28 protein-coding genes are annotated in these 25875 nt (G+C 69.0%); 21 read left to right on the top strand and 7 right to left on the bottom strand.

Translation table 11 applies throughout. The features are described 5' to 3' along the window. The first annotated feature begins 14 nt into the window (after positions 1-14). The 5 genes from OHB21_RS05280 to OHB21_RS05260 all read left to right on the top strand — a co-directional run bounded on the left by OHB21_RS05280 (position 15) and on the right by OHB21_RS05260 (position 4887). Positions 15-1079, top strand: coding sequence for an acyl-CoA dehydrogenase family protein (locus tag OHB21_RS05280; protein ID WP_067505547.1), 1065 nt, complete (start codon positions 15-17; stop codon positions 1077-1079). Next, positions 1064-2242 carry an acyl-CoA dehydrogenase family protein gene (locus tag OHB21_RS05275; RefSeq protein ID WP_195125271.1) on the top strand — a complete coding sequence of 393 codons (1179 nt, stop codon included), beginning with the start codon at positions 1064-1066 and terminating at the stop codon, positions 2240-2242. The genes OHB21_RS05280 and OHB21_RS05275 overlap by 16 nt, the downstream gene beginning before the upstream one ends. 109 nt (positions 2243-2351) lie before the next feature. Continuing rightward, positions 2352-3299: a bifunctional MaoC family dehydratase N-terminal/OB-fold nucleic acid binding domain-containing protein gene (locus tag OHB21_RS05270; RefSeq protein ID WP_067505542.1), complete on the top strand. Its 948-nt coding sequence runs from the start codon at positions 2352-2354 to the stop codon at positions 3297-3299. Beyond that, on the top strand, positions 3296-3712 hold the full coding sequence (locus OHB21_RS05265) for a MaoC family dehydratase (protein ID WP_195125272.1): 417 nt from the start codon (positions 3296-3298) through the stop codon (positions 3710-3712). Before OHB21_RS05270 ends, OHB21_RS05265 begins: the two co-directional genes overlap by 4 nt. Then, a complete protein-coding gene (locus OHB21_RS05260) occupies positions 3709-4887 on the top strand; it encodes a lipid-transfer protein (RefSeq protein ID WP_195125273.1) in 1179 nt (392 codons plus the stop codon). The genes OHB21_RS05265 and OHB21_RS05260 overlap by 4 nt, the downstream gene beginning before the upstream one ends. A 169-nt stretch (positions 4888-5056) precedes the next feature. Here the strand turns inward: OHB21_RS05260 and OHB21_RS05255 are convergent, their stop codons facing one another. After that, the gene (locus OHB21_RS05255; protein WP_067505522.1) at positions 5057-5920 is read right to left on the bottom strand and encodes an HAD family hydrolase; all 864 of its coding nucleotides are present in this window, start codon (positions 5918-5920) and stop codon (positions 5057-5059) included. 73 nt (positions 5921-5993) lie between these two features. Here OHB21_RS05255 and OHB21_RS05250 point away from each other — a divergent pair, with 73 nt between their 5' ends. From OHB21_RS05250 to OHB21_RS05225, 6 genes are all read left to right on the top strand, one after another. Further along, positions 5994-6734 carry a methyltransferase domain-containing protein gene (locus OHB21_RS05250; protein WP_232331667.1) on the top strand — a complete coding sequence of 247 codons (741 nt, stop codon included), beginning with the start codon at positions 5994-5996 and terminating at the stop codon, positions 6732-6734. A gap of 438 nt (positions 6735-7172) precedes the next feature. Further along, positions 7173-7703 carry a DUF3558 domain-containing protein gene (locus tag OHB21_RS05245; protein WP_195125274.1) on the top strand — a complete coding sequence of 177 codons (531 nt, stop codon included), beginning with the start codon at positions 7173-7175 and terminating at the stop codon, positions 7701-7703. A gap of 14 nt (positions 7704-7717) precedes the next feature. Beyond that, entirely contained in the window at positions 7718-8107 is a 390-nt protein-coding gene (locus tag OHB21_RS05240) for a hypothetical protein (RefSeq protein ID WP_195125275.1), read from the top strand. After that, a complete protein-coding gene (locus OHB21_RS05235; protein WP_147265908.1) occupies positions 8104-9420 on the top strand; it encodes a hypothetical protein in 1317 nt (438 codons plus the stop codon). The genes OHB21_RS05240 and OHB21_RS05235 overlap by 4 nt, the downstream gene beginning before the upstream one ends. 109 nt (positions 9421-9529) lie before the next feature. Continuing rightward, positions 9530-10297: an ESX secretion-associated protein EspG gene (locus OHB21_RS05230; RefSeq protein WP_067505506.1), complete on the top strand. Its 768-nt coding sequence runs from the start codon at positions 9530-9532 to the stop codon at positions 10295-10297. Positions 10298-10359: 62 nt separating this feature from the next. Continuing rightward, a complete protein-coding gene (locus tag OHB21_RS05225; protein ID WP_195125276.1) occupies positions 10360-10791 on the top strand; it encodes an NUDIX hydrolase in 432 nt (143 codons plus the stop codon). A gap of 189 nt (positions 10792-10980) precedes the next feature. Here the strand turns inward: OHB21_RS05225 and OHB21_RS05220 are convergent, their stop codons facing one another. From OHB21_RS05220 to OHB21_RS05210, 3 genes are all read right to left on the bottom strand, one after another. Beyond that, a complete protein-coding gene (locus OHB21_RS05220) occupies positions 10981-11562 on the bottom strand; it encodes a ComF family protein (RefSeq protein ID WP_067505500.1) in 582 nt (193 codons plus the stop codon). A gap of 335 nt (positions 11563-11897) precedes the next feature. Further along, complete coding sequence (locus OHB21_RS05215) at positions 11898-12854, bottom strand: DNA-processing protein DprA (RefSeq protein ID WP_324192223.1); 957 nt, start codon at positions 12852-12854, stop codon at positions 11898-11900. Between the two features lie 172 nt (positions 12855-13026). Then, entirely contained in the window at positions 13027-13602 is a 576-nt protein-coding gene (locus OHB21_RS05210; protein ID WP_067505486.1) for a TetR/AcrR family transcriptional regulator, read from the bottom strand. Between the two features lie 244 nt (positions 13603-13846). Here OHB21_RS05210 and zapE point away from each other — a divergent pair, with 244 nt between their 5' ends. From zapE to OHB21_RS37410, 7 genes are all read left to right on the top strand, one after another. Beyond that, positions 13847-15064 carry a cell division protein ZapE gene (gene zapE, locus OHB21_RS05205; protein ID WP_324192222.1) on the top strand — a complete coding sequence of 406 codons (1218 nt, stop codon included), beginning with the start codon at positions 13847-13849 and terminating at the stop codon, positions 15062-15064. Between the two features lie 170 nt (positions 15065-15234). Continuing rightward, positions 15235-16152 (top strand): DUF4129 domain-containing protein, encoded by a 918-nt coding sequence (locus tag OHB21_RS05200; protein ID WP_228790227.1) that lies wholly within the window; start codon positions 15235-15237, stop codon positions 16150-16152. Continuing rightward, the gene (locus OHB21_RS05195; RefSeq protein ID WP_067505477.1) at positions 16149-16646 is read left to right on the top strand and encodes a hypothetical protein; all 498 of its coding nucleotides are present in this window, start codon (positions 16149-16151) and stop codon (positions 16644-16646) included. Before OHB21_RS05200 ends, OHB21_RS05195 begins: the two co-directional genes overlap by 4 nt. 29 nt (positions 16647-16675) lie before the next feature. Then, the gene (locus tag OHB21_RS05190) at positions 16676-17638 is read left to right on the top strand and encodes an AAA family ATPase (protein ID WP_067505474.1); all 963 of its coding nucleotides are present in this window, start codon (positions 16676-16678) and stop codon (positions 17636-17638) included. Further along, positions 17635-18921 (top strand): DUF58 domain-containing protein, encoded by a 1287-nt coding sequence (locus tag OHB21_RS05185; protein ID WP_067505470.1) that lies wholly within the window; start codon positions 17635-17637, stop codon positions 18919-18921. The genes OHB21_RS05190 and OHB21_RS05185 overlap by 4 nt, the downstream gene beginning before the upstream one ends. Continuing rightward, positions 18918-19373, top strand: a complete 456-nt coding sequence (locus tag OHB21_RS05180; RefSeq protein WP_067505467.1) for a hypothetical protein — start codon at positions 18918-18920, stop codon at positions 19371-19373. The genes OHB21_RS05185 and OHB21_RS05180 overlap by 4 nt, the downstream gene beginning before the upstream one ends. Before the next feature lie 23 nt (positions 19374-19396). Further along, the gene (locus OHB21_RS37410) at positions 19397-19594 is read left to right on the top strand and encodes a GNAT family N-acetyltransferase (protein ID WP_067505463.1); all 198 of its coding nucleotides are present in this window, start codon (positions 19397-19399) and stop codon (positions 19592-19594) included. A 51-nt stretch (positions 19595-19645) separates the two neighbouring features. Here OHB21_RS37410 and OHB21_RS05170 read toward each other — a convergent pair whose 3' ends face one another. The 3 genes from OHB21_RS05170 to kstD are packed head-to-tail and all read right to left on the bottom strand — an operon-like array spanning position 19646 to position 22416. After that, the gene (locus OHB21_RS05170) at positions 19646-20506 is read right to left on the bottom strand and encodes a MaoC family dehydratase (RefSeq protein ID WP_067505460.1); all 861 of its coding nucleotides are present in this window, start codon (positions 20504-20506) and stop codon (positions 19646-19648) included. After that, positions 20507-20737 (bottom strand): hypothetical protein, encoded by a 231-nt coding sequence (locus tag OHB21_RS05165; protein WP_067505457.1) that lies wholly within the window; start codon positions 20735-20737, stop codon positions 20507-20509. Beyond that, positions 20734-22416: a 3-oxosteroid 1-dehydrogenase gene (gene kstD / locus OHB21_RS05160; protein WP_195125278.1), complete on the bottom strand. Its 1683-nt coding sequence runs from the start codon at positions 22414-22416 to the stop codon at positions 20734-20736. The genes OHB21_RS05165 and kstD overlap by 4 nt, the downstream gene beginning before the upstream one ends. A gap of 114 nt (positions 22417-22530) precedes the next feature. Between kstD and OHB21_RS05155 the strand changes: the two genes are divergently transcribed. The 3 genes from OHB21_RS05155 to OHB21_RS05145 are packed head-to-tail and all read left to right on the top strand — an operon-like array spanning position 22531 to position 25866. Continuing rightward, entirely contained in the window at positions 22531-24159 is a 1629-nt protein-coding gene (locus OHB21_RS05155; protein ID WP_195125279.1) for an FAD-binding protein, read from the top strand. Between the two features lies 1 nt (position 24160). Beyond that, entirely contained in the window at positions 24161-24946 is a 786-nt protein-coding gene (locus tag OHB21_RS05150; RefSeq protein WP_067505454.1) for a 2-keto-4-pentenoate hydratase, read from the top strand. Positions 24947-24957: 11 nt separating this feature from the next. Further along, positions 24958-25866 (top strand): acetaldehyde dehydrogenase (acetylating), encoded by a 909-nt coding sequence (locus tag OHB21_RS05145; protein ID WP_067505451.1) that lies wholly within the window; start codon positions 24958-24960, stop codon positions 25864-25866. Positions 25867-25875 lie beyond the last annotated feature (9 nt).

Here is a 25875-nt window from a genome sequence, read left to right as displayed (position 1 = left end):
GTCAGGAGAACACCGTGGACTTCACCAGGGACGAGGGCCCCGACGCCGTCGCCGAGGTAGTTGTGAGCGTGCTGGAGCGCGAATCGGCCCGCGATATCGAGCTGTGGCCGCGCCTGGTCGAGGTGGGCCTGCTCACCGTCGCGCTACCGGAACGATTCGGCGGCGACGACGCGGGCCTGCTCGAGATCTCGGCGCTGCTCACCGAATTGGCGACCGATGCCGTGGCCGTGCCCGCGCTGCCGACGCTGGGCATCGGCCTGCTCGCACTGCTGCCGGCCCTACCGGACGACCTCGCTGAACGGGTGTACCCCGAGGTCGCCAAGGGCGCGGTGCTCACCGCCGCGCTCAGTGAGCCGGGTGCGCCGTTCACCGCCTCGCCCAAGACCACCGCGGTCGCCGAGGGCGATCGGGTGCGGGTCAGCGGGCACAAGGTCGCCGTCCCCTACGCCGAGCAGGCCCGCTGGCTGCTCATCCCGACCGATTCCGGGGTCGCGCTCGTCGAGGGCGACGCCACCGGACTGACCCGTACCCCCTCGCCCGTCTCCGGCGGGCTGCCCGAATGTTCGGTGCTGCTCGACAACGTGGAGATTCCCGCGGCGCAACTGCTGGCGGTGGACCTCGCGCACCTGCACCGGCTCGCCGTCGCCGGCATCGGTTCGGTCGCCGACGGACTGCTCGAGGGCGCGCTGGTGCTCACCGCCGAGCATCTGCGCGTGCGCCGCCAATTCGGCCGTCCGCTGGCCGAATTCCAGGCCGTCGCCCAGCAGATCGCGGACCTGTACGTGGTGTCGCGCACCCTGCACGCCGCGTCGGTCTCCGCGAACTGGGCGCTCGCGCAGGACGATTCGAGTCCCGAGCACCGCGAACGCACCGACGACGACCTGGACGTGCTCGCCTACACCGTGGCCTCCGAGCTGCCCGCCGCCATGCAGAAGTGTCACCACCTGCACGGCGGGCTCGGCGTCGACGTGACCCATCCGATGCACCGCTACTACTCCCAGGCCAAGGACATCGCCCGCTGGCTCGGCGGTGAGTCCTTCCGCCTGGATCGCCTAGGAGCAAGATGTACATCGATCTGACCGTCGAGCAGCACGCCCTGCGCGACGAATTGCGAAGGTATTTCGCCGATCTCGTGACTCCCGAGGAGGAGGCCGAGATGGCGGTGAACCGCCACGGCGACGCCTACCGCGCCGTGGTGCGCCGGATGGGCGGCGACGGCTGGCTCGGCGTCGGCTGGCCGAAGGAGTTCGGCGGCCAGGGATTCGGGCCGGTGGAACAGCAGATCTTCTTCAACGAGGCGGTGCGCGCCGACGTGCCGCTGCCGCTGGTCACCCTGCTGACCGTCGGCCCCACCTTGCAGACCTACGGCACCGAGGAACAGAAGAAGAAGTTCCTGCCCGGAATCCTCTCCGGCGACATCCATTTCGCCATCGGCTACTCCGAGCCGGAGGCGGGCACCGACCTGGCCGCGCTGCGCACCTCGGCGGTGCGCGACGCGAACGGCGACTGGATCGTCAACGGGCAGAAGATCTTCACCACCGGCGCGCACGAGGCCGACTACATCTGGCTGGCCTGCCGCACCGGTTCGGTCGAATCGCGCCACCGCGGCATCACGATCCTCATCGTGGACACGAAGGACCCCGGCTATTCGTGGACGCCGATCATCACCTGCGACGGCGCGCACCACACCAACGCCACCTATTTCGACAACGTCCGCGTGCCCGCCGACATGCTGGTGGGTGAGGTGGACAAGGGCTGGCGGCTCATCACCACCCAGCTCAACCACGAGCGCGTGAGCCTGGGGCCCTCGGGCAAGATCGAGCAGCTCTACGACAAGGTCCGCGACTGGGCCAACCCGCGCGGGCTGCTCATCGAGCCCGACGTGCGGCGCTCGCTGGGGCGCATGCACGCCATGGTGCGGCTCAACGAACTGCTGAACTGGCAGGTCGCGGCCTCCGCCGGTCACACCGCCAACGGCGAGGCCGACCAGTCCCAGGTCATCGCCGACGCCTCGGCCACCAAGATCTTCTCCACCGAATCCCTCCAGGAGGCGGGCAGGCTGGCCGAGGAGATCGTCGGGCGCCACGGCGACCCGGCCGAGCCCGCCACCGCCGACCTGCTCACCTGGCTGGACCGGCGCACCAAGCAGAACCTCGTGGTGACCTTCGGCGGCGGCGTCAACGAGATCATGCGGGAGCTGGTCGCGACCGCCGGCCTGAACCTGCCCCGGGTGCCGCGATGAGCCGCGCCGTGCGGCGGGCTCCGTTCGGCGACGGGCGGCCTGCCTGTGCCCCGGATGCCGCGATGAGTCGCGCCGGTCGCGAAAACCTCGATGAGCGAAGGAGATCCGCGTGACCGACACGCAGACGCCGGAGGCGATCGTCGCCGCCGCCGAGAAGATCATCGCGGCGGGAGAGTGCGCGCCGCGCCTCGCGCGCGACCCGGTGAACCAGCCGATGATCAACAACTGGGTGGAGGCCCTCGGCGACACCAACCCCATCTACACCGACGAGGCCGCGGCGCTCGCGGCCGGTCACCCCGGCGTGGTCGCCCCGCCCGCGATGGCGCAGGTGTGGACCATGTTCGGACTGAACGGCGTTCGGCCGCCCGACGATCCGATGGCCGCCGCCACCGAACTGCTCGACGCCGCCGGGTACACGTCGGTCGTCGGCACCAACTGCGACCAGATCTATCACCGGTACCTGGTGCCGGGGGAACGGGTCGCGGTGACCAGCCGGCTGGAGAGCATCACCGGCCCCAAGCGCACCGGGCTGGGCGAGGGCTTCTTCGTCACCTTCCGCACCACCTGGCGCGTCGGCGACGAAGTCGTCACCGAAATGCTGTTCCGCATCCTGAAATTCGCGCCCGGCACCGGCGCGGCCGCGAAACCGGCGGGGGAGCGGGTCAAACCGCTCGTCTCGCACGACACCGAATTCTTCTGGGAGGGCGCGAAACTCGGGGAGCTGCGCATCCAGAAGCTGCCGGACGGTTCACTGCGGCACCCGCCGATCCCGGCGCTGTGGAAGGACAAGGCCGAGTCCACCGACTACGTGGTGGCCTCCGGGCTGGGCACGGTGTTCAGCTACGTCGTGCACCACGCGCCGAAGGTGCCCGGCCGCGACCTGCCCTTCGTCGTCGCGCTGGTCGAACTCGAGGAAGGGGTGCGCATGCTTGGCGAACTTCGCGGCGTCGATCCGGCGTCGGTGCGGATCGGGCTGCCGGTGCGCGCCGCGTTCGAGAAGCTCGACGACGACACCGTGCTCCCGTACTGGACGACCGCAGAGAGGGCGAATCAGTGACCGCCACAGTCGAACCCGCGTCCGTCGAGGTGGGCGCGGCCCTGCCCGAACTGGTGATCCACGCCGACCCCACGTTCGTGATCAGCACCGCGCTGGCCACCCGCGACTTCCAGGACGTGCACCACGACCGCGACAAGGCCGTGGCGCGCGGATCCAAGGACATCTTCGTCAACATCCTCACCGACACCGGCCTGGTGCAGCGTTTCGTCACCGACTGGGCCGGTCCGCGGGCGGTGGTGAAGTCGATCTCGCTGCGCCTCGGGGTGCCGCTGTACGCCGGGGACACGCTCACCCTCACCGGCACGGTCACCGCCGTCGACGGCGAGGACATCCACATCGACGTGATCGGCCGCGACAGCCTCGGCGACCACATCACCGCGAAAGCCGTTATCGCCCACCGGAGTGCCGCATGACCGACCAGCCGCTGTCCGGCCGCGCCGCCATCGTCGGCATCGGCGCCACCGATTTCTCCAAGGAATCCGGGCGCAGCGAACTGCGCCTGGCCGCCGAGGCGGTCACCGCGGCCCTCGCCGACGCGGGCCTCACACCGGCCGACGTGGACGGCCTCACCACGTTCACGATGGACACCAACACCCAGGCCGCGGTGGCCAGGGCCACGGGCATTCCGCAGCTGAAGTTCTTCAGCCACATCGGGTACGGGGGTGGCGCGGCGTGCGCCACCGTGCAGCAGGCCGCCATGGCGGTGGCCACCGGCGTCGCCGACGTGGTGGTGGCCTACCGCGCGTTCAACGAGCGGTCGGTGTCGCGGTTCGGACAGTTCTCCACGGCGCTCGCCACCGCGCCCACCTCGTCGGGCATCGACGCGGGCTGGTCCTACCCGCACGGCTTGGGCACGCCCGCCGCGCAGGTCGCCATGGTGGCCCGGCGCTACATGCACGTATACGGCGCCACCAGTGCGGATTTCGGCCGCGTGGCCGTGGCGGATCGCAAGCACGCGGCCGTCAACCCCGACGCTTTCTTCTACGGCAAGCCGATCACGCTGGACGACCACCAGAATTCGCGGTGGATCGCCGAGCCGCTGCACCTGCTCGACTGCTGCCAGGAATCCGACGGCGGCGTCGCGCTGGTGGTCACGAGTGTCGAACGGGCGCGCGGCCTTCCGCAGCAGCCCGCCGTGATCGCCGGCGCCGCACAGGGTTCCGGTGCGGACCAGTACGTCATGACGAGCTACTACCGCGACGCCATGACCGGCCTCCCGGAAATGGGGCTCGTCGGCGAACAGCTCTGGGCACAAAGCGGTTTGCGGCCCGACGACATGCAGGCGGCCATCCTCTACGACCACTTCACCCCGTTCGTCCTCATGCAACTCGAGGAACTCGGCTTCTGCGGCCGCGGCGAAGCCAAGGACTTCATCGCCGACGGCGCCATCGAACTCGGCGGCCACCTGCCGCTGAACACCCACGGCGGCCAGCTCGGCGAGGCCTACATCCACGGCATGAACGGCATCGCCGAGGCGGTCCGCCAGATCCGCGGCACCTCGGTCAACCAGGTCGAGGCGCTGCGGAACATCCTCGTCACCGCGGGCACCGGCGTGCCGACCTCCGGGCTGGTCCTCAGCGCCGACTGATCACCCCCGTCGGCCCGCCGAACGTCGGGAGCCGGATGCCAAGGCGTCGGCAGTCCCACCGGTTCCCGGCGTTCGCCGGGCCGACGGGGGACGCGACACCGGGCACGGCGATACGTACCGGTCCGATGTTCGATCTATCCGGTCGGATAGCTGGCGTGCCGGGCTGGATTCATGGTGGGAACCATCGGGACAAAGCGGTGGCCAGGCCGTCTTCGGTTGCGGGTGGGCAGGTTTCGGTCGCGGCGGCGCGGACCTGGGAGGGCGCGTCGCCCATGGCGACGGAGTGGGCGGCCCAGGTCAGCATGTCGATGTCGTTGGTGCCGTCACCGATGGCCAGGGTGCGGTGGCTCGGGATGCCGAGCCTGACGCGTAGCCGTTCCAACATCGACCCCTTGGTCACCCCCGCTGCGGTGAGGTCAGCGACCGATTCGCCCGGGTAGCAACAAGATCGAACTCCCGGCAGATCGTCCGCCATCAGGACTGCGGCCAGTTCGCGGTCACTGTGACCTGGCCAGTGGACAGCCAGCCGGGTGGTCGAGGTTGCGGCCAATTCCAGGGTGTCGATGAGCTGCACGTCGCCGAAGAGCATGTCCGCGTCGTCGACGCGACCCGTCGCCAGTACGCCCGCGCCGGGAGCCTCGGCGACGAAGATCGCGCCCGGCAGCTGAGCAACCAGCGACGAGATCGGTTGGGCGAGAGCGAAAGACGATCGTTCGACCACGTCCCCTGTCCCGGCATCGAGCAGCGCCGCCCCGTTCGAACACACCGCGAAGCCGATGTGAATGCGCAGTTCTCGCAGGAACGGCAGTGTGGCGGGTGCCAATCGGCCCGTGCACAGCACGATGTGCGCCCCGGCCCGCATCGCTCGCGCGACAGCTTCGCGCACCGGGGCGGTGATCGTCTCGTGGGCGAACGGGTCCGCGGTGTTCTCGACGCACACGGTGCCGTCGATGTCCAAGGCGACCAGGAGCGGTCGGTTCGTGCCCGACTCGGTGTGTCGGGCATCGGGATTCGTGCCGTGCCGTTCATCCACAGGGTGATTGTCCCTGGGGATGGGTGTGGATATTCGGTGGACGGCGAGTCGGGCGGTGGGGAGGATCGGGTGGGTGAGTGAAGAGCCGTGGGGCGTCGAGGTGGCGGCCAGGTACGACACGCCGGGCGAAGGGATGTTCGCGGACGGGGTGATCGCGCCGACCGTCGACAAGCTGGTGGAGCTCGCCGCGGGCGGGCGCGTGCTGGAGTTCGCGATCGGGACCGGGCGGGTCGCGGTTCCGTTGGCGGAGCGCGGGGTTTCGGTGACCGGGACCGAACTGTCGCGCGCGATGGTGGCGAAACTTCGTGAAAAGGTCGATGAGGCAACGATTCCGGTGGTCGTCGGAGATATGGCGACGGCGGTGGCGCCGGGCGAGTACCAATTGGTGTATCTGGTCTACAACACGATCTCGAATTTGATGACGCAGGCCGAACAGGTCGAGTGTTTCCGCAATGCCGCGCGGCACCTCGCCCCCGGCGGGCGATTCGTCATCGAACTGTGGGTGCCGCAACTGCGCCGTCTCCCACCCGGACAGGACGCGGTCGTTTGGCACACCGCCCCCGACTACATCGCCCTCGACACCTACGACCCACTCGCACAACGAGTGGTCTCCCACCATTTCCGCATCGGCGAGAACAACCACGCGCATCTGAGCCTCAGCTCCCACCGATATATCTGGCCCGCCGAACTCGACCTCATGGGCCAATTGGCCGGATTCACCCTCGAATCCCGCCACGCCGATTGGGTGGGAAGTCCCTTGACCGCCGAATCCGAATCCCACGTGTCGGTGTACCGGCTCGGGGAATCGAGCTGAGTCGGGCGAGGCGGCTGCTGACGGGGATCGGCGCGCCACGCTGTCACGCGACTCCGTTGAGCACGGGCGGCCGATGAACCGGGCGCGGGTGATCGACCAACACCGGCGTTCCACCGGACGCCTCCGGACCCCGGTCGACTGAACCGTCGCCCCGGGATGATTCCGAGTGCCGCCGACCGGACCGGCCGCCCTGACCACACCATCTGGCGGACCGCCGCGCGGTTTCTCGCGTGCCGACTTGAACGTGAATCACCCTGGCTGTGCGCAGCCTGGGGAGCGCCGGCCCGTTCCTCCCACCGCTGACCAGCGGAGTCTCCTGGAGCCGCGATCTACCGCGACCACCCGGCCACCCGGTCGAGTCCCAGGTCACCATGGTTGCAGGATGGGAACGACTGTTAGAGTCGGGGACGTTCGCAGCCGTGGGCCGAAGGGGTGGGTATGACGCGCAGGATCGTGGGGATGGTTCTGGCGGCGGTCGCCGTGTCGGCTGTCGCGGGGTGTGGTGAGACGACCGAGGGGTCGCCGACCACGAGCACGAGTGTTCCGCAAGAAGCATTGTGGGACCCCTGCACGGAGATTCCCGACGGTGCGCTGTCCGAGGCGGGGCTGGACCCGACTACCAAGGACAGCGGGATCGCCGGTGTCGAACAGACCGGCTGGAAGATCTGCCGTTGGCGTAACAAAGAATTCTCGATGACCGTGTTCTCGACCGGCGAGAAGGTGGACTATTTCGAGTCGATGTCCGGGAATGTCGAGTTCCAGGATGTTACGGTCTCCGGCCGGACGGGCCGTCAGTTCAGGGTCGAAGGAGCGTCCAAGGATCGACTCTGTGACGTGGTTTTTCCGGTGCCGTCACAGGGTGTCGTGCAGTTGCGGATCTCCAGTAGTCCGGTTCCGGATGATCCGGTTGAGCCTTGCGGTGTGTTGTATCGAGTCGGCGAGTCGATAGTTCCATTGTTTCCGAAGTAACTGGGGGGAATGACGTGAGTGAGAATTTGTCCGAGTGGACCAGGCTGGCCGAGCAGGCTCGCGCTGGTGAGCTTTACTTGAACGACGAGGCAGCGGCGCGTCAGGTGCTGGTGGCCACTAATAAGCGTCTCGAGGATCTCGAGGAGTTGCTGAGATACTCGGAAGATGCTCGGAACGTCACCGGATTCGGTGATTTCGAGATGGCGGACATACTAGCCGAAAAGTTCCGGAAGCAGGCAACCGGTACAGATGATTCGATCGACACGATCATCGAGCGTGACATCGAGGTCGTCAAACATCAGCGCGACATCATGGCGATCTCCATCGCGCGCCTGACCGGCCAGGACTATACGAACGCCGCATCTATAACCTCCATCATCGACTCTGTGGGGAACGAGTCGTGAGCCCGCTCGGAGGAATGTTCAGCTGGAGCGTCGGCGACATGGGTTCGGCCATGCTCAGGAACCTGACCGACGCGATCGCCGGTGAGGAACTGGATCCGGGCACGAGGCCTGGTGACGTCCAGGGAAAGTACAACCAGCAGCGTTCGGACGTGCGCGGCAAGGCCTCCGATATCGGTTTCGACGGCACATTTCATCCTCAGGCCGTGTTGGACGAGGACATGTTCGAGCGCGAGAACGTCGAGGAACTGCGAAGACGAGTGGATGCGATCGACCTGACCCGCGTCGGTGAACTCATCGCGACGTGGCAGGGCATCCACGACCGTGCGAACGAATCGCTGCAAACCTATTCCGACAGCATCAAACGTCTCACCGAAGACGGCTTGTGGGCGGGCGCGTCCGGCGCCGCCGCGGTGGAAGCATCGAAGACCTACACAACCCACGGCTCCCAGCTCGCCAACGCCGCCCTCCTCACCAGCAACAAACTCGCCGAGCTGAAGACCGGCCTCGAGCCGACGAAACTGCTGGTCCCGCACGCGCCGGAAGACCGTTCCCTGATCGAGAACTCCCGCTCCTGGATGGCAGGCCGCGGCTGGCGCAGCAACACCGAGGCCGAGGACACCGCCAAGCTCGAGGCGGTGCGCGTGCTGAAGACGGTGTTCGCGCCGGTCGTGCGCGAGTCCGACACGAACGTGCCGGTCCTGCCGCAACCGTTCAACCCCGTCCAGCAGCCCGGCGACCAGCCCTCCCAGCCGGGGCCCGGCCCGGGCGGTCCCGGTCCCGGCAGCCCCGGACCCGGTCCCGGTGGCACCCCGGCGACAGAGCCGGAGACCCCGACCGACCCGGACATCGAGGATCCGTCCTCGACCGACCCGTCGCAGTCGACGCCCTCGTCCACCGACCCGTCGAGCACCCCCACCTCGACCGATCCGTCCTCGACGAACCCGGCTTCCACCAACCCGGCGTCCACGCCAACAACGAACCCGACCGGCCCCGGCAGCCCTGGTTCGCCGGGTCCGGGCAGTCCGGGCGCACCCGGCCCGGGTAGCCCGGGTGGCACCCCTTCACCGGGCCGTTCCATCCAGGGCGTTCCGGTGTCCGCGCCCACCGGCGCACCAGCCGGAGCGGCGAACTCCGCGGCCGCGCGCGGGATGAGCGGTCTCGGTGGCTTCGGCGCGCCGGGCGCGCGGGGCGGAAAGGGCGACGAGGAGTCGAACAAAGGCATCCCGGACTACCTGATCACCAAGGAACACGGTGACGAAGTGACCGGTCTGGATGACCTGCCGAAGACGGTCCCGCCGGTGATCGGCGAATGACGATCTCGAATTCGGCTGTGCACCAATACTTTCTCGTACGCCGATGGCGCTCGCTCGGCAGCGGGCTCCACACGGGGCGCCGTGCCCCGCTCTCGAAAGGCGCCCGCTCGTGACCACAGTGCGGCGGTGGCGGTTCACCGCGCTCGAGTTCCGTACCTTGTGGGAGTCCACCGGCCGCGACATCCTGCCGTACCCGCTGCGACATTGGCACACCGTCCGCTACGAGTCCGACGCCCTGCGCTTGCGCCGCGCCGCCGCCGAATCCGTGCGCCCGCACGTCGACGACGACTTGGTGCGCGCGCTGCACGTCCTGTTCGCCCCCGAAGCGCGCATCGAAGTCGCCGGCTTCCTCGGCCGCAACCGCGAGCGCGAACTGCGCGCGCACGCCGGTGTGCACTACCAGCACGGTGCGCTCGCGCGGCAACATCACGCCGAGGACGGCTACGGCGACATCTCGCTGGCGTTCCTCCCGGCCGAACAAGTGGCAGGCGCGGTCGCCGACTCCCTGCCGAAATGCGCTGCGGGACGGGCTGAACCGATGAAGATCGCCGCCGACGAACTCGACCGTCCGCTGCCGCCGATCCGCGACACGTGGCGTACCAGTCCGCGCGAGGAGTTCGAGAAGTTCTTCAACCGGCCCACTACCGGCTCGATCCACGTCGGTGTCTACCCTTGGGGCAGCGCTGACAATCGTCACACCGTGGGCCGCAAGGACTTCCAACTCACCGATTTCGAAAATGACGGTCGCTACGTCACTTTCGGCACGCGCACCATCGTCGCCAAGCCCACTACCCGCGACCGGATCGCGGCCACGTTGCAGGAAATGATCACCCGCACGGTGGAGGAAGTCCGCGCGGGCGATCACCTGCCCCGCTGACACTCGAGCGCCCCGGTCGGCGTGTGTAGCTTGGAACCCGCGCCGAGCCCGAGGAGGACCCGATGACCGACCGCCACCTGGTGGATGTGCACATCCTGCTCATCCGGAACGGCGAAGTGCTGCTCAGCAAACGGCGCAGCGGCGACCGTTTCGACGGCCGCTGGCACCTGCCCGCCGGCAAGCTGGAGGCCGGCGAGAGCGCCACGGCGGGCGCGGCGCGGGAGGCCCGCGAGGAGATCGGCGTCGAGATCGACCCCGCCGACCTGCGATTCGTGCACGCCGCCCACGTCATCGGCTCCGGCCTCGAATCCCGCCTCGGCCTGTTCTTCGAAACGTCCCGCTGGACCGGCGAACCCGTCAACCGCGAACCGGACAAGAGCTACGAACTGCGCTGGTTCGCCCTGAACGCCCTCCCCGACAACCTCATCGAATACCCCGCTTCGGCCCTCCACGCCCACCCCACCGGCGCCCCCTACTCCGAACTCGGCTGGTAGACCTCGCCCACCCTGTCCGAGCCTCGGATCCAATTCCCGCCGTAGCAGGGCGGTTGGCGGAACCTCGATCACTCACGCCCGCCGCCCAGCAAACGCACCAATCGCTGCCGCGCCGCCCGTCCGGTTCAGGAACGATCGCGACGACTGACTGTCATTGCGCCCCGCCCGGAGGTTCTAACAGGCAGATCTCTAGTCCATCGAGATGCGGAACCGGGTGGCGGCGTCGCAGGGCCGCCCGTGCACCGGGCAGCGCAGTACGTCGAATCCGCCGGTGAGGGACTCGATGAGCGACTTGTGTTCGCCCCACTCCCATTTCAACCACCGGGCGACACACGGGATCGTCGCGGACGCCGCGCCCGCCGTCTTCACAGCGATCGCCGCGCCCTGCGCACTCGCGCCGGTGGTCCACGTGTCGTCGACGATCAGCACATGCTTGCCATGCACCCGTGACCGCCATCGTTCATCCACGGTGTAGCGGTCGGCCACCAACTCGTGCCTGTCATAGGTGCCATCACCCGGCGTCAGCAGGAACTTCTGCATCGCCGACGCCCGGGTGAATCTCGGCAGCGCCGCGTTGGCGAGATTCGCGACCGGGTGCGTCGCGTCCGGACGCTCTCTCGACGGGACGAATGTCAGTGAGTCCCACGGTGAACCGAGCCAGGATTGCAGGCAACTCCGGTGCATATCCACCACGATGGAGATCATCAGCGCCAGATCCTCGGCGCATTCCACTGCCGGGGGCTGGCCGCGATACCCCTTGTAGGTGAGCATGTGGTGCGCGGATTGGTGGCGGCCGGCCGGGTGGTTTCCGACTGCGTACGTGAGCAGGACGGTCCGATCGGCCAGCTGGTCCCCGAAGACGTTTCTGGCCGCAGCACACTTCGCGCACAACGCCTCACCCGACGGGCCACGGCAAATGCCACAGACGTCCGGAGTCCCTGGTGTGTACGAGTTGGAGAAGAATCCACCGATTCGATCGCGTATCAGTCCTCGGCACACCAACGCATCGAGGGTGGCGTCGGCGACCCCCTCCGATGCCGCACGGTGTCTCTCGTGCACCAGGACGTCGTTCAGTTGTTGTAAGAACAGGTCGCGGGTGGACTCGGTCACCTGGTTCCCAGGATTCTGGTCAACGCTTCCCGTTGGACAAGGATTCGGTCAACGTGCTCGATCGCGTCCGCGGGTGCTTCCGCGATGTGCACGCCGGGTTCGCTCGACATAGCTCGACCCCATGATATCGATTGCGCGACCGAGGAATTCAGGATGACCGGCCGACCGTGGGCGACCGCCTCGCGCGCTTGAATGCGCGTTCCGCTCTTCTCGCCCGCTTCGACGATCACCGTCGCCGAGCCGTAGGCGCTCATCGTCACGTTGCGGGCGGGGAACGACCATCGCGACGGACCGTACTCCGGAAGAAAGTGGGTGAGTAGCATTCCGCACTCGGCGATTCGCTCCTGCAGTTCGCGATTCTCGCGTGGGTACGCATGGTCGAGTCCGTTGCCGAGGACAGCCACTGTCCGGCCGCCTGCCTCCAACGCGGCCCGATGCGCCGTGGTATCGATACCCCTGGCAAGCCCGGAGATCACCGTCACCCCGTGCGTCACCAACTCGCGGGAGACATCGTCCGCGAACTTCAACGCGTAGTCCGAGGCGTTCCGTGACCCGACGACGCAGACTCCGACCTCACGTGGCACCAGCACGCCTCGGGTGAATACCACGGGTGGCATCTGCCGGACCGAACGCAACCGTTCGGGGTAGCTGCGATCCATGAACGTGTGCATCTGAAACGGTGCCTGTTTCCAGGACTCGACATCGCGCAGCGCCTGTTCGAAGACTCTCGCTGCTTCGCTGTCACCGAAGAGATCTCCGGGATGCTCGTCCTGCCATAAACGCCAGGCGCTGCCGCGGTCGCTCACGCGTTCGGCCAGCCTGGACCAGTCGGTGTTCTTCGACGTCGAGCGCATCATCGCGATCAACGCGGCGCGGTCTCGGTCGCCCCAGTCCGTCGGCTGATCGTCTGTGGTGGAGTCGTCCCATCCCGGGGAGGCGTGCGCGGGTGCCACTCCAACCTCCTCGGATCGTGATTCGAACTTACATTCGAACCATGCCGTGGAGTGCTGACGTGGTCACAGAATTCCTGTGAGCCCGGTGGCCAGGTTCTCCAGTAGTTCGCTGATGGGTCAGCGTAGTCGTAGGGGCTGAGTTCTGGCACCGGGGCGCGCGGTGCTCGGCGGGTCAGTGGCCCCTCAGATACACGACCACCAGGCGGGTGAGTTGATCGATGCTCTCCGGGGTGCCCGGCTTCAGGTCCGCGCGGTTGCCGGTGGTGCGGTCGAAGACGGCGCCTTCGAGGACGGCGATGAAGTCGACGGCGGCGTCGGTGGGGGAGTCGTTGTCGCGGAACAGTTCTCGGGCGCGGTCGGGGGAGAAGAGGCTGCGGGACAGTTTGGTGCGGAGTTCGGGGTCGGTGCGGAGTTCGGTGAGCAGGGCGTGGCGGGTGCGGAGGTCGTCGGAGCGGTCGGCGAGGAGGCGGTCGACCCAGGTGGCGATGTCGCGGGCGATGAGGTCCGGCGATGCGGCCGCGGGTGCGGCGAATCGGGCCCGCTGGAAGTCCTCCCGGGAGCGCTCCGTGATGCGGTCCACGACGGCCGTGAGCAGTGCGCGGCGGGTGCGGAAGTAGTACGACGACGAGCCCGCGGGCAGGTCGAGGGCGGTGTCGAGGGCGCGGTGGGTGAGGGCGCGGACGCCGTCGGACGCGATGAGGCGGATGGCGGTGTCGGCGATCAGAGTGCGCCGGTCGGCTGTGGACATCGTCACCTTCCCTGGCGCGACTCCCGCGCCTCGCTCTACAACTGCAGGGACTCTACATCTGTAGAGGGAGGAGGATGCGATGTCGACAGGTCGCTCGCGGCGGGAGCCTTCGGGGCGGTTCCGGCGGCTACTCCGCGCCCGGTGGTTCGACGCCTCCGCGGCACGCAACGAATGTCCGGCCGACACGAGCGCGCCCTCGGGGGCGAATGCATCGGCGCGCGGCGGGACACGTCAGGCCGGTCCGGTGCGCCCGGATAACCTCCCCGACCTGGACCTCGACCCCCACCAGCGCGTCGCCGCCGACCGTTTGGCGAAACTCCTGGACCACCAAGGCAACCCGATCCCGCGCGCCCGCGGCGTCTACCTCCACGGCAGACCCGGCCGCGGCAAAACCATGCTCATGGACCGCCTCCCGTCCACCGCGCACCCGGACCGCGTGCGCCGCTTCCATTTCCACACCTACTTCGCCGAACTGCACCGCGCCCACCGCGAACACGGCTCCATCGACAAGGCGATCACCCACCTGATCGGCCGCACGAACCTGCTCTGTTTCGACGAGTTCCACGTCCACGACGTCGGCGACGCCATGCTCCTCGCCCGACTGCTGGACGCGCTCTTCGCCCGTCACGTGACCCTCGTCCTCACCTCCAACTACCCGCCCCCGGACCTGCTCCCCAACCCCCTGTTCCACGAGAAGTTCCTCCCCGCCATCGACCGCATCCTCGACAACCTCGACGTCCTATCGGTCGACGGACCGATCGACTACCGCACCCGAAAAGCACACACCACAACGGGATTCGCGTCGGGCCGCTACATCGTCGACAGGCGTGAACCCGCGGACCCACCGGACACTCGCATCACCCCCACCCGGCACGCCGGCATCCCGTCGAGCCGAATGCCCGACGCCACCGCCACGCCCTCGTCGCGGGCCGAGAATCTCCGCCTCGCCTCGAGTCGAGTTACCCACACAATCCAGGACCAGTCACCCCCGCCGATGCCGCCACCTCCCTCGGACAGCATCCGCACGCTCTCGACCCATAACGAGGCCGATCACGGCACGACCCCCGATCCAACCCCAACGCACACCCATCCATCCGTAAATATCCCCCTCGGCCCCCGAACTCTGACAGCCCGCTCCACCACCGAAACCTCCATAGATTTCGACTTCACCCAACTCTGCGCCCAACCCACCTCCGCCGCCGACTACGTAACCCTCACCCACCGCTACCACCGCTGGACCCTGCGCGACGTCCCACTCCTGCGGGATGTCCCACCCGACCACGCCATGCGCCTGGTGAACCTCATCGACGTCCTCTACGACGCCGATATCCCCCTTACGATTCACACCGCCGCCCCGCCCGCCGAACTGGTCGCCGGGGTGCGCGGCGTACCCGATCTGGCACGCACCGCGAGCCGCCTCTGTGAGATCTCACAAGATCACGCCGCAGGGGTTTGTTCGTGATCCTTCAGCGCGCGGACCTGCTAGGACGCGGCGCGTAACGTGGACTTACCGGAGGGTAATGCGAAGTATTCGATTCCCTCCCGAGCGGACCGTGCGGCATGTAACTATGTGGCTGTTTTGTGCAGTACTCAGGTTTGGTGGTAACACGGGTGGTCCGAGCGCGAGCGCCGATGGTACGCGTGATCGTGCTGGTCACGCTGCTGGCGTGTGCCTCCCTCGCGCTGCGCGGGCACATCCCGGGCGCGCCGCCGCCCGCCGAACCGAACGGTGCTCCGTCGGTGCTCGCTTTGGCGCTCATGCCGGTGTTGCTCACGGTCTCGGTGGTCATCCTGATCGCGGGTGTGATAGCCAGCCAGCATCGGCTGCCGCTGTCCATGCCGGAGGTCGATCACGAATCCGACGACCGGCAGTGGCGCCTGGGACGCTTCGGTCTCATCGTGCTGGGCGCGCTGGCCGTGCTCGCGGTGCTGCTGGCGATCGTGTCGGCGGTCTTCGTGCTCGGCGGGCGCACCACCGAACCCGCGGCGCCCGCCCCGGCGACGTCGGAAGGCGCACCGCCGGAACAACTGCCCACCGCGCCGCCTCCCGCCGACACCTCCACCGAAACCCTCACCGGCACCACGCTGCTGCTCACCATCTTCGGTGCCGGCGTGCTCATCGCCGTCGCGCTGACCGGGCTGATCGTCGTGGGTGTCACGGCTCGCCGCCGCCCGGTCCCGGTGCCGCCGCCGGACCCGCCCGCCCCCGAGACCGTCGCCGACTCGCTCGCCAGGGCCGCCGAAATGGGTCTGGCGGCGATGAACGCGCCCGGCCAGGACCCGCGCGGCGCGATCATCGCCTGCTACGCCGCGATGGAGAACGGCTTGGCCGCCGACCGCGCCGCCGCGCCGCTGGTCTCGGACACGCCGATGGAGGTGCTGGCCCGCGCGTTCGAGCACGGCCGCCTGCACGACGCGTCGGCGCGAGAACTGGTGGCGCTGTTCGAAGAAGCCAGGTTCAGCCCGCATTCGATGCTCGAATGGCAGCGCATGCGCGCCGAACAACTGCTGCGCATCGTCCTCGCCGATCTCCAGGGGGAACGGGTATGAATCGCACGGCGATCGTAGTGACCGCGCTGCTCGCGGTGGGTGTGCTGGAGCTGGCCGCGTTCGGCCGCGCCCGCGAGGCGATGCTCGTGCTGGCCGCCATTCCGGTCGCGGTGGCGCTCACCGCGCTGATTCTCTCGCTGCGCGAGCGCGCGAAGGCCGACACCGACCACTTCCCCGACGAGATGGAAAACGGCCCGCTGGAGATGTTGCGCCGTTGGGAAGCGCGCGCGAACATGCTGGCCACCCGCGCCGACGGCACCCGCGCCGACTGGGACCGCTACTTGCGTCCCTTGCTCGCGAAGGAGTTCGAACTGTCCACCGGCCTGCGGGTCGCGAAGAACCGCAAGGCCACCGAGGCCGCCGGGTTGCTGCAATTCGGCCCCGAACTGTGGCGCTGGGTCGATCCGGCCAATGTGGCGCTGCGCGATCAGACCACGCGCGCGCCGGGGCGCGCGGCGCTGGACGAAATCCTGCGCCGTTTGCAGAGAATGTGAAATGGGTTGAGACAAGTGCGAGTTGACTTATGACCATGCCATTGGATGCGACCGTCCAGCGAACCGAAGCGGTGCTGCGGGAACTGGCCCGGGTGATCGTCGGGAAGCACGACGAGTTGCAGCTGATCATGATCGCCGTGCTGTCCGGCGGACATATCCTCATCGAGGACCTGCCCGGCTTGGGCAAGACGCTGATCGCGAGATCCTTCGCCGCCGCGCTCGGGCTCGACTTCAAGCGTGTGCAATTCACGCCGGACCTGCTGCCCGCCGACCTGCTCGGTTCCACCATCTACGACATGAACAGCGGCCGCTTCAACTTTCGGCGCGGCCCGGTCTTCACCAACATGCTGTTGGCCGACGAGATCAACCGCACCCCTCCCAAGACGCAGGCCGCGCTGCTGGAAGCGATGGCGGAAGGACAGGTCAGCGTCGACGGAGACACCTTCCCGCTGCCACAGCCGTTTGTCGTGCTGGCCACCGACAACCCGATCGAGTACGAGGGCACCTACCCGCTGCCGGAGGCGCAGCTGGACCGGTTCGCCATCCAGCTGCGACTGGGTTACCTCTCCGAGCGCGACGAGACCCAGATGATCCGCCGCAGGCTGGAGCGCGGCTCGACGCCGCCGACGGTCGGGCAGGTGGTGGACACCAACGGCCTGCTGGAGATGCGGCAGTCGGTCGAGTACGTCACCGTGCATCCCGACGTGGTGAGTTACGTGGTGGCGCTGGCCGCCGCGACGCGCGGGCACCCGCAGGTCGAAGTGGGCGCGAGCCCGCGCGCCGAACTGGACCTGGTGCAGATGGCGCGGGCCCGCGCGCTGCTGCTGGGCCGCGACTACGTGGTGCCCGAAGACGTGAAGGCGCTGGCGATTCCGGCGATGGCGCACCGGATCACGCTGCGCCCCGAGATGTGGGTGCGGCGCATCCGCGGTGAGGACGTGATCGCCGAACTGCTGCGGCGCCTCCCGGTGCCGCGCGCCACCGGCACATGACCCGCCCCGCGCGGCACCGCGACGCCAGCGCCACCGTCGAGTCCGAACTGCGCTGGCGGCCCGCGCCTTTGGTCTACATGCTGGCCGGATGCGCGGCGGTGGCGCTGCTTTCGGCCGTGCTGTTCACGCGCTGGCAGCTGGTGGTGTTCGCCGCGCCCCTGCTCGGGGTGCTGGCGACCGCGCCGTGGCAGCGCTCGCGCACCCGCATCCAGGTCGACGGCAGCGGCACGCTGCGCTGTTTCGAGCAGGAAGAGGTGGTGCTCACCGTCGCCGCGTTCGTGGAGTCGGGGCACGCGCTGCTGCGGCTGAAGCCGGAGGCGGCGCCCGGCCTCGGCGTCGAGATCGAGGAGGCGAGCGATTCCGGAGCGGCGCCGGCCGGGCTGCGGCTGGCGCTCTCGGCCGGACGGTGGGGGCGCTATCCGGTGTCGGCGCGGGTGTCGGCGCTGAGTCCGGCCGGTCTGGCGATCGCGACGGTGACGTTGCCCGCCGGGCAGTTGTTCGTCTACCCGGTGACCGATCCGCAGCGAATGCGGTTGCCGCGCACCGAACTTCCCGAACGTCTCGGCACCCACCTGACCCGCAGGCACGGGCCCGGCGTGGAGTACGCCGACATCCGCGCCTACGCGCCGGGCGACCAGTTGCGCACGGTGAACTGGTCGGTGAGCGCGCGGCGCGGGCGGCTCTACGTCACCGAGCGGCTGACGAACCGGTCGGCCGATGTGGTGGTGCTGGTCGACACGTCCCAGCAGGCGCCGGGCCCCGCGACGGATTCGCTGGAGCTCTCGGTGCGCGGCGCCGCGCAGGTGGTGCAGTCCACCTTGCAGGCGGGCGACCGGACGGCCGTGGTGTGCCTGGGCGAGGCCCCGCGCTGGCTGCGGCCCGATATCGGCCGCCGCCAGTTCTACCGGATCGTGGACACCGTGCTCGACGTCGGCGACGAGCACATCCCCACCACCGGCACGCTGGCCCCGCACGCCGCTGTTCCGCTCGGGGCGATCGTGGTGGCGTTCTCCACGCTGCTCGACACCCAGTTCGCGCTGGCGCTCATCGACCTGCGCAAGCGCGGGCACGTGGTGGTGGTCGTGGACGTGTTGCGCGGCACCCCGTTTCGCGAGGGCCTCGACGAAACCCTCTCGCGCATGTGGCAATTGGAGCGCGCGTCGATGTATCGGGACATGGGCACGGTGGGCGTCGACATCGTCCGCTGGGACGAGGGCGCCCGTCTGGACGAGGTGATGCGGTTGCTGCCCGAACACCGCCGCACGGTACGGGTGCGGCGATGACCAGATTCCTCGCGGTGCTCGCGGGCGGCATGCTGGTCGCCGCGGTGACCCTCATGCTGCCGTGGGCGGGAGTGTTCGCTCTCGGGCTCGTGGCGGCGAGCTGGTGGTGGCGGCCCGCCGCCGTGCTGGCGGTGTTGCTCACCATCGGCGTGCTCGTCTGGGCCGACACGGGCGTGCTGGCCGCCGCGGCGACGGGTCTGGTCGCCACGGCGTACCTGCTGAACGCCGCCGCCGTCTCCGCTCCGGCGGGCGTGGTGCCCACGACGCTGCCCTCGGTGCTGGGCGCGGTGGTCTTCGCGGGCTGCGCCGCCGCGGCCGCCCTGGTCCCCGTGAACCTGGCATGGGCGCCCGCCCTGGCTCCGGTCCTGGTGATCCTGTTGTACGCCTTGATAGTTCAGGGGATCACACCACGGCGCGCGCCGGTGCAAGAGGGACCACCGGCCCCGCCCTGATCGAGGGCCGCACGATCGACCTGATGATGGTCGACCCGGGCAACCATCGCCGGGGACTCGGCCGCCTCCTGCTCCGGTACGCCGAAGAAACGCTCCTCGCCCGGTACTCGACCATCCGGCTGGAGACCTTCGTGGACAACGCCAGGGCCGCGTCGTTCTACGAGGCGTGCGGTTGGGTCCGCGCCGATCTCGTCGAGGGCGAGGGGCCGGCCGGATTCTAATGCACGAAGGGCCGCGCGGGCGGCCGATATCGCCCGCGTGGCCGCCTTCCCCTACTCGAACGTCAAGCTCACGTCCGCGAGCACCGGCGCGTCGTCGCGCTCCACGACCGTCGCCGCGATCACGAGTTCGCCGTCGGCGCGCCAGATCCGGGTGCGGATCGTCTCGCCCGGATACAGCACCCCGGCGAAGCGGGCGCGGAACCCGGTGACCCGGCTCGCGTCCGCGTCGAGCGCGGTGTCGGTGGCCGTCTTGCAGACGATGCCGTATGTGCACAACCCGTGCAGGATCGGGTTGGGAAACCCTGCGGCGCGGGCGAATTCCGGATCGGAGTGCAGCGGGTTGCGGTCGCCGAGCATCCGGTACAGCAGCGCCTGCTGCGGCAGGGTCGCGGTGGTGACGTCGAAATCCGGTGCGCGGTCGGGAAGTTCGGTCTTGGTGCTCGGCCCGCGTTCGCCGCCGAAGCCGCCCTCGCCCTTGGCGAAGATGGACGAGCGCGCGGTCCACAACAGCTCGCCGTCCGAGCCGGTGACGGTTCGCTCCTGCACCACCACGGCCGCGGATCCCTTGTCCCACAACTCGCTGATGTGTTCGGCCATCGTCGCCTTGCCCGAGGCGGGGAGGGGCCGGTGCACCCGCACCTCCTGGAACCCGTGCACCACCTTCGCCAGGTCGATATCGATGCCGGGGAAGCTCACCTTGGGCGGTTCGGTCTCGTGCAGCGTCGGCGCGACGGTCGCGAACGTGGGCAGCACCTGCGGTTCCCGGTCATCGAGATACCGCAGCTCACCGGCGTCGGTCCAGCGCGCGCCCGCGCCCAGCCCCAGCTGGTAGAGCTGCACGTCCGACGGCGTCCAGGCGAACTCGCGGCTCGGCAGTTCCGCGCCGAGCGCGACCTTCGGATCGATGGGCATTCAGTTCTCCTCCTGCGTGATGATGGACAACCCGCGCTCCGAGCGTGCGCCGGGCGCGCCGAACTCGGCGGTGCCGCGCCCGCTGAGCGGGATGATCGCCGCGCCCTCCGCAACGCCGCTCGCGCCGAGGGCCCGACCGTCCCGCGCCCCGGTGGATGCGAGCCGGGCGATACCGGACCGGACGCGCCGACCCGACGCGGAAGGCAGCCCTCGGTGCCGAACCCGGCTCACGCCACGACCCCGCCCTTGCGCTCGGCGATGTCGAGCGCCGCCAGGTACCCGAACGTGATCGCGGGGCCGATGGTCGCGCCGGGCCCGGCGTAGGTGTGGCCCATCACCGGGGCGCTCACATTGCCCGAGGCGTACAGGCCCTCGATCACGCTGCCGTCCTCGCGCAGCACCCGGCCCGCGGTGTCGGTGACCAGCCCGCCCTTGGTGCCGAGGTCGCCGGGCACGATCTTGGCCGCGTAGAACGGGCCCTGCACCAGCGCGGCCAGGCACGGGTTCGGCTTCACCGTGGGGTCGCCGTAGTACTTGTCGTAGGCGCTGTCGCCGCGGTGGAAGTCCTCGTCCACGCCCTGCTCCGCGAACGCGTTGAACCGCTCGACCGTCGCGGCCAGGTTCGGCACCGGCACCCCGATCTCGGCCGCCAGCGCGGCGAGCGTGTCGGCCTTCACGATCAGCCCGTTTTCCATCCAGCGGGACGGGAACCGCTGGCCGGGCTGCAATCCGGCGAAGATGTAGCGATTCCGGTAGCGCTGGTCGAACACCAGCCACGCGGGCACGTGCTCGCCCGGCCCCTCACCCTGCCCGTATTCGCCGCCGTACATGGTGTGCACGGCCTCGACGTAAGGAGCGGACTCATTCCCGAACCGCTTGCCGTCGGCGTCGACGATGATGCAGCCGGGCAGGTTCCGCTCGGCCAGGCAGAACCACGGCTTGCCGCCCTTGAACACCGTCGGCCCCCACCACGCGTCCTCCATCAGGTCGATGGCCGCGCCCAGCGCCATACCCGCCTGGATGCCGTCGCCGGTATTGGCCGCCGCGCCGGTGGTCCACTCGGTGGTGATCGGTTCGCGCTGGTACTTCTGGCGCATCTCCGCGTTGTGCTCGAAACCGCCGCTGGCCAAAACCACGCCGTGGCGCGCGCGGAACACCACGGGTTGCCCCTCGTGGGTGGCCTCGACGCCCACCACCACGCCGTCCTCGGTGATGATCCTGGTCAGCGGGGTTTCCAGGAGCACCGGGACGTTGCTGTCGAGCAGGCCCTTGCGCATCCCGGCGATGATCGCCTGGCCCATCCCCACCAGGTGCTTGCCGGTGAACTTCGCCCAGTACGTGCGCGCGCCGACGCGCAGCGCGCGCAGCATCCCCTTCGGGTGCCTGCGGATCAGGTTCAGCCGCACGAAATCGGCCTGGGTGACCACCACGTTCAGCGGCGCCTTGCTGTAGGGCGGCTCCAGCTTGAACCGCTCCGCGCCGAGCGTCTTGGCGTTGAACGGCTTCGGCTCGCAGGAGCGTCCCTGCGCCAGCCCGCCGGGCGCCTCCGGGTAGTAGTCCGAGTACCCCGGCACCCACGCCATCTTCAGCGGCGTGTGATCGAGAACGAAGTCGAACGCCTCTGCCCCCCGGTCGATGAAGGTGTCGATCCGTTCGGCGGGCGTGGCGTCGCCGATGATGCTGTGCAGGTAGCGCCGCGCTTCCTCGCGGTCGTCGGGGCGACCCGACGCGAGCAGCGCCTTGTTCCCCGGAATCCACACCCCGCCACCGGAGCGCGCGGTCGAACCGCCGTAGTGCGCGGCCTTCTCGATGATCACCGCGCTCAGCCCGCGGTGGGCCGCGGTGAGGGCGGCGGTCATCCCGGCGGCGCCGCTGCCGACCACCACCACGTCGTATTCCCGATCAGTCATGTAGAACACGTTATAGAATGGGGGCGCTGTTGGTCTATGTTGTGTGGCAGAAGACCTGCTCGGCGCACCGTTCGCCGAGGAAACTTGTTTCAGTTTCAGACCGGAGTGAACTACATGGCCCTCGATTGGGACCTGACCGCCGACGTGGTCGTCGTCGGATTCGGCGCCGCGGGTGCGTGCGCCGCGCTGGAGGCGGCCGACGCGGGTGCGCAGGTGCTGGTGCTGGAGCGCTTCCACGGGGGCGGCGCCGCCGCGCTCTCCGGCGGCATCATCTACGCGGGCGGCGGCACCTCGGTGCAGCGCGAGGGCGGCGTCGAGGACACCCCGGAGCAGATGCTCGCCTACCTCGAGCGGGAGGTGGGCGGCGCGGTCTCGCCGCGCACCCTGCGCCGGTTCGTCGCCGAGAGTCCCGCCATGATCGAGTGGCTGAAGGGCCACGGCGTGCCGTTCGAGGCGTCGCTGTGCCCGTACAAGACCTCGTACCCGAACGACGACTACTACCTCTACTACTCCGGCAGCGAGGTCTCCGGCTACGGCCGCGAGGTCGCCACACCCGCGCAGCGCGGGCATCGGGTGAAAGGGCGCGGCACCTCGGGCAAGAAGCTCACCGGCCCACTCGCCGCCAGCGCCGCCCGGTGCGGCGTACGGGTCGAAACACTCACCAGGGCAACGCGTTTGATCACCGACGACAACGGCTCGGTGATCGGCGTCGAATGCCTCTCTCTGCGCGACGCGCCGGGACGGGTGCGCGACCGCTACACCCGCATGGCGAAGATCGCGGCCAAGCCCGGCATCTACTACCCGCCGCTGCGCACGGCGCTGGAGAAGCGCCTCGACGACCTCGACCGCCGTTACGCCCGCCCGATCCGGGTGCAGGCGCGGCGCGGAATCATCGTCAGCGCGGGCGGTTTCATCGCCAATCGCGCCATGGTCGTCGAACACGACGCCCGCTTCCAGGGCGGTCTCCCGCTCGGCACCACGGGTGACGACGGCAGCGGCATCCGCATGGCGTGCGAGGTGGGCGCCGCCACCGACCGCATGGCGAACATCTCCGCATGGCGATTCCTCCTGCCGCCCAGCTCTTTCACGGGTGCGGTACTGGTGGACGGGCGCGGGCGCCGCGTGATCGACGAGACCCGCTACGGCGCGGCCGTCGGGCACCGGCTCGTCACCGAACACGAGGGCAAGGGCTGGCTGCTGGCCGACGCCGACCTCATGCGCACCGCGATCCGCCAGATCGGGCCGCAGGCCGCCTGGTTCCAGCGCATGCAGTTCGAGGTGATGCGCCGCACGGCCGTGCGCGGCCCGACGCTGGAAGCCGTTGCCGTCAAAGCCGGTATCGATCCGCAAGGGCTGCGCGCCACCGTCGCCGAACACAACGCGGCGATCGAGAACGGCGCCCCGGACCCGGTGGGCAAACCGGCGGAGTTCACCGTCGCGGTCCGGCGCGCCCCGTTCTGGCTGTTGGATGTGGGGATCAAACCCAGCCTCACCAATCCGTGCCCGATGCTCACCCTCGGCGGCGTGGTCGTCGACGACGACACGGGCGCGGTGAAAGACGCGGCGGGCAAGGACATTCCGGGTCTGTACGCGGCCGGGCGCACGGCTGTCGGCATCTGCTCGGACTCCTACGTCAGCGGACTGTCGCTGGCCGACTGCGTCTTCTCCGGCCGTCGCGCCGGACGCGCCGCGGCGGGCGAACCGGCCCTCACCTACGAATCAGCAACAGCGGAAGGGAATTAGCGTGCTGTCCGACGCGGTACGAACCGAACTCGCCGACGAACTCGCGCGGGCCGAACGCGAGAAGGTCGCCATCGACCCGCTCGTCGCGCGGTACCCCGACATCGACGTGGTCGACGCCTACGAGATCCAGCTCCTCAATATCCGCCGCCGGCTCGACACCGGCGCCAGGGTGGTGGGCCACAAGGTCGGCCTCTCCTCGGAGGCCATGCAGCGCATGATGGGTGTCGACGAGCCCGACTACGGGCATCTGCTCGCGGAAATGGAGGTGTACGAAGACGTTCCGGTGGAAGCCGGGCGCTACCTGTTCCCGCGCGTGGAGGTGGAGGTGGGGTTCGTCCTGGGCGCCGATCTGCCCGGTGCGGACTGCACCGAAGCCGACGTGCTCGCCGCCACCGTCGCGTTCGCGCCCGCCATCGAACTGATCGATTCGCGCATCAAGGACTGGAACATCGGTCTGTGCGACACCATCTCCGACAACGCGTCCTCGGCCGGGTACGTACTGGGCGCGCAGCGGGTCGCGCCCGGTGACCTCGACATCAAGGGGATCGACGCCGTGCTCACCCGCAACGACGAGGTGGTGGCCGAGGGGCGCAGCGACGCGGTGCTCGGCGATCCCGTCATCGCGGTGGCCTGGCTGGCGCGCAAGGTCGCCTCGTTCGGGGTGCGGCTGAAGGCGGGCGACATCGTGCTGCCGGGTTCGTGCACCCGCGCCATCGACGCCCGCCCCGGCGACAAGTTCCACGCCGAGTTCGCCGGACTCGGTTCCGTCCGTCTGCAATTCGTATAGGAGGCCCTGTCGTGTCCATCGGGACCGTCACCGCCGCGATCGTCGGGTCCGGCAATATCAGTACCGATCTGCTCTACAAACTGCTGCGTTCCGACGCCATCGAGCCGCGCTGGATGATCGGCATCGATCCCGAGAGCGAGGGCCTGAAGCGCGCCCGCGGCCTCGGGCTGGAGACCTCGCACGAAGGCGTGGACTGGCTGCTCGGGCAGTCGGAGAAGCCGGATCTGATCTTCGAGGCCACCAGTGCGTACGTGCACCGGGCGGCCGCGCCCCGCTACGCCGAGGCCGGCATCCGGGCAGTCGATCTCACGCCCGCCGCCGTCGGGCCCGCCGTGGTGCCGCCGGTGAACCTCGACGCGAACATCGAAGCGCCGAACGTCAACATGATCACTTGCGGTGGGCAGGCGACGATTCCGATCGTCGCGGCCGTCTCGCGGGTGGTGCCCGTGCCGTACGCGGAGATCGTCGCGTCGGTGTCGTCGGTGTCGGCCGGGCCCGGTACCCGCGCCAATATCGACGAGTTCACCAAGACCACCAGTCGCGGCGTCGAGACGATCGGCGGGGCGCAGCGCGGTAAGGCGATCATCATCCTCAACCCGGCCGAACCGCCGATGATCATGCGCGACACCATCTTCTGCGCGATCCCCGAGGACGCCGACACCGACGCCATCGCCGACTCCATCCACCGCATGGTCGCCGACATCCAGCAGTACGTGCCCGGCTACCGGTTGCTGAACGAACCGCAGTTCGACGAGCCGTCGGTGGTTTCCGGTGGGATGGCGAAGGTTTCGGTGTTCGTGGAGGTGGAAGGGGCAGGCGACTTCCTGCCGCCCTACGCGGGCAACCTCGACATCATGACCGCCGCCGCCACCAGGGTCGGCGAAGTCATCGCCGAGCAGATCACCTCGGCACGGGTGTAAGGAGCGTTC

The organism is Nocardia puris, assembly GCF_036051655.1.
GTDB classification, from domain to species: Bacteria; Actinomycetota; Actinomycetes; order Mycobacteriales; family Mycobacteriaceae; genus Nocardia; species Nocardia puris.
The sequence above is the reverse complement of the archived record's forward strand: the minus strand, read 5'-3'. Positions and strand labels throughout refer to the sequence as shown.

Coding starts and splice junctions, on each gene's coding strand:
- OHB21_RS05275 (WP_195125271.1), top strand. CDS start 1,064: ATGTACATCGATCTGACCGTCGAGCAGCACGCCCTGCGCGACGAATTG.
- OHB21_RS05170 (WP_067505460.1), bottom strand. CDS start 20,506: ATGCCCATCGATCCGAAGGTCGCGCTCGGCGCGGAACTGCCGAGCCGC.
- OHB21_RS05185 (WP_067505470.1), top strand. CDS start 17,635: ATGACCCGCCCCGCGCGGCACCGCGACGCCAGCGCCACCGTCGAGTCC.
- OHB21_RS05260 (WP_195125273.1), top strand. CDS start 3,709: ATGACCGACCAGCCGCTGTCCGGCCGCGCCGCCATCGTCGGCATCGGC.
- OHB21_RS05220 (WP_067505500.1), bottom strand. CDS start 11,562: ATGCTCACCTACAAGGGGTATCGCGGCCAGCCCCCGGCAGTGGAATGC.
- OHB21_RS05190 (WP_067505474.1), top strand. CDS start 16,676: ATGACCATGCCATTGGATGCGACCGTCCAGCGAACCGAAGCGGTGCTG.
- OHB21_RS05155 (WP_195125279.1), top strand. CDS start 22,531: ATGGCCCTCGATTGGGACCTGACCGCCGACGTGGTCGTCGTCGGATTC.
- OHB21_RS05210 (WP_067505486.1), bottom strand. CDS start 13,602: ATGTCCACAGCCGACCGGCGCACTCTGATCGCCGACACCGCCATCCGC.
- OHB21_RS05195 (WP_067505477.1), top strand. CDS start 16,149: ATGAATCGCACGGCGATCGTAGTGACCGCGCTGCTCGCGGTGGGTGTG.
- OHB21_RS05180 (WP_067505467.1), top strand. CDS start 18,918: ATGACCAGATTCCTCGCGGTGCTCGCGGGCGGCATGCTGGTCGCCGCG.
- OHB21_RS05200 (WP_228790227.1), top strand. CDS start 15,235: ATGGTACGCGTGATCGTGCTGGTCACGCTGCTGGCGTGTGCCTCCCTC.
- OHB21_RS05245 (WP_195125274.1), top strand. CDS start 7,173: ATGACGCGCAGGATCGTGGGGATGGTTCTGGCGGCGGTCGCCGTGTCG.
- kstD (WP_195125278.1), bottom strand. CDS start 22,416: ATGACTGATCGGGAATACGACGTGGTGGTGGTCGGCAGCGGCGCCGCC.
- OHB21_RS05225 (WP_195125276.1), top strand. CDS start 10,360: ATGACCGACCGCCACCTGGTGGATGTGCACATCCTGCTCATCCGGAAC.
- OHB21_RS37410 (WP_067505463.1), top strand. CDS start 19,397: ATGATGGTCGACCCGGGCAACCATCGCCGGGGACTCGGCCGCCTCCTG.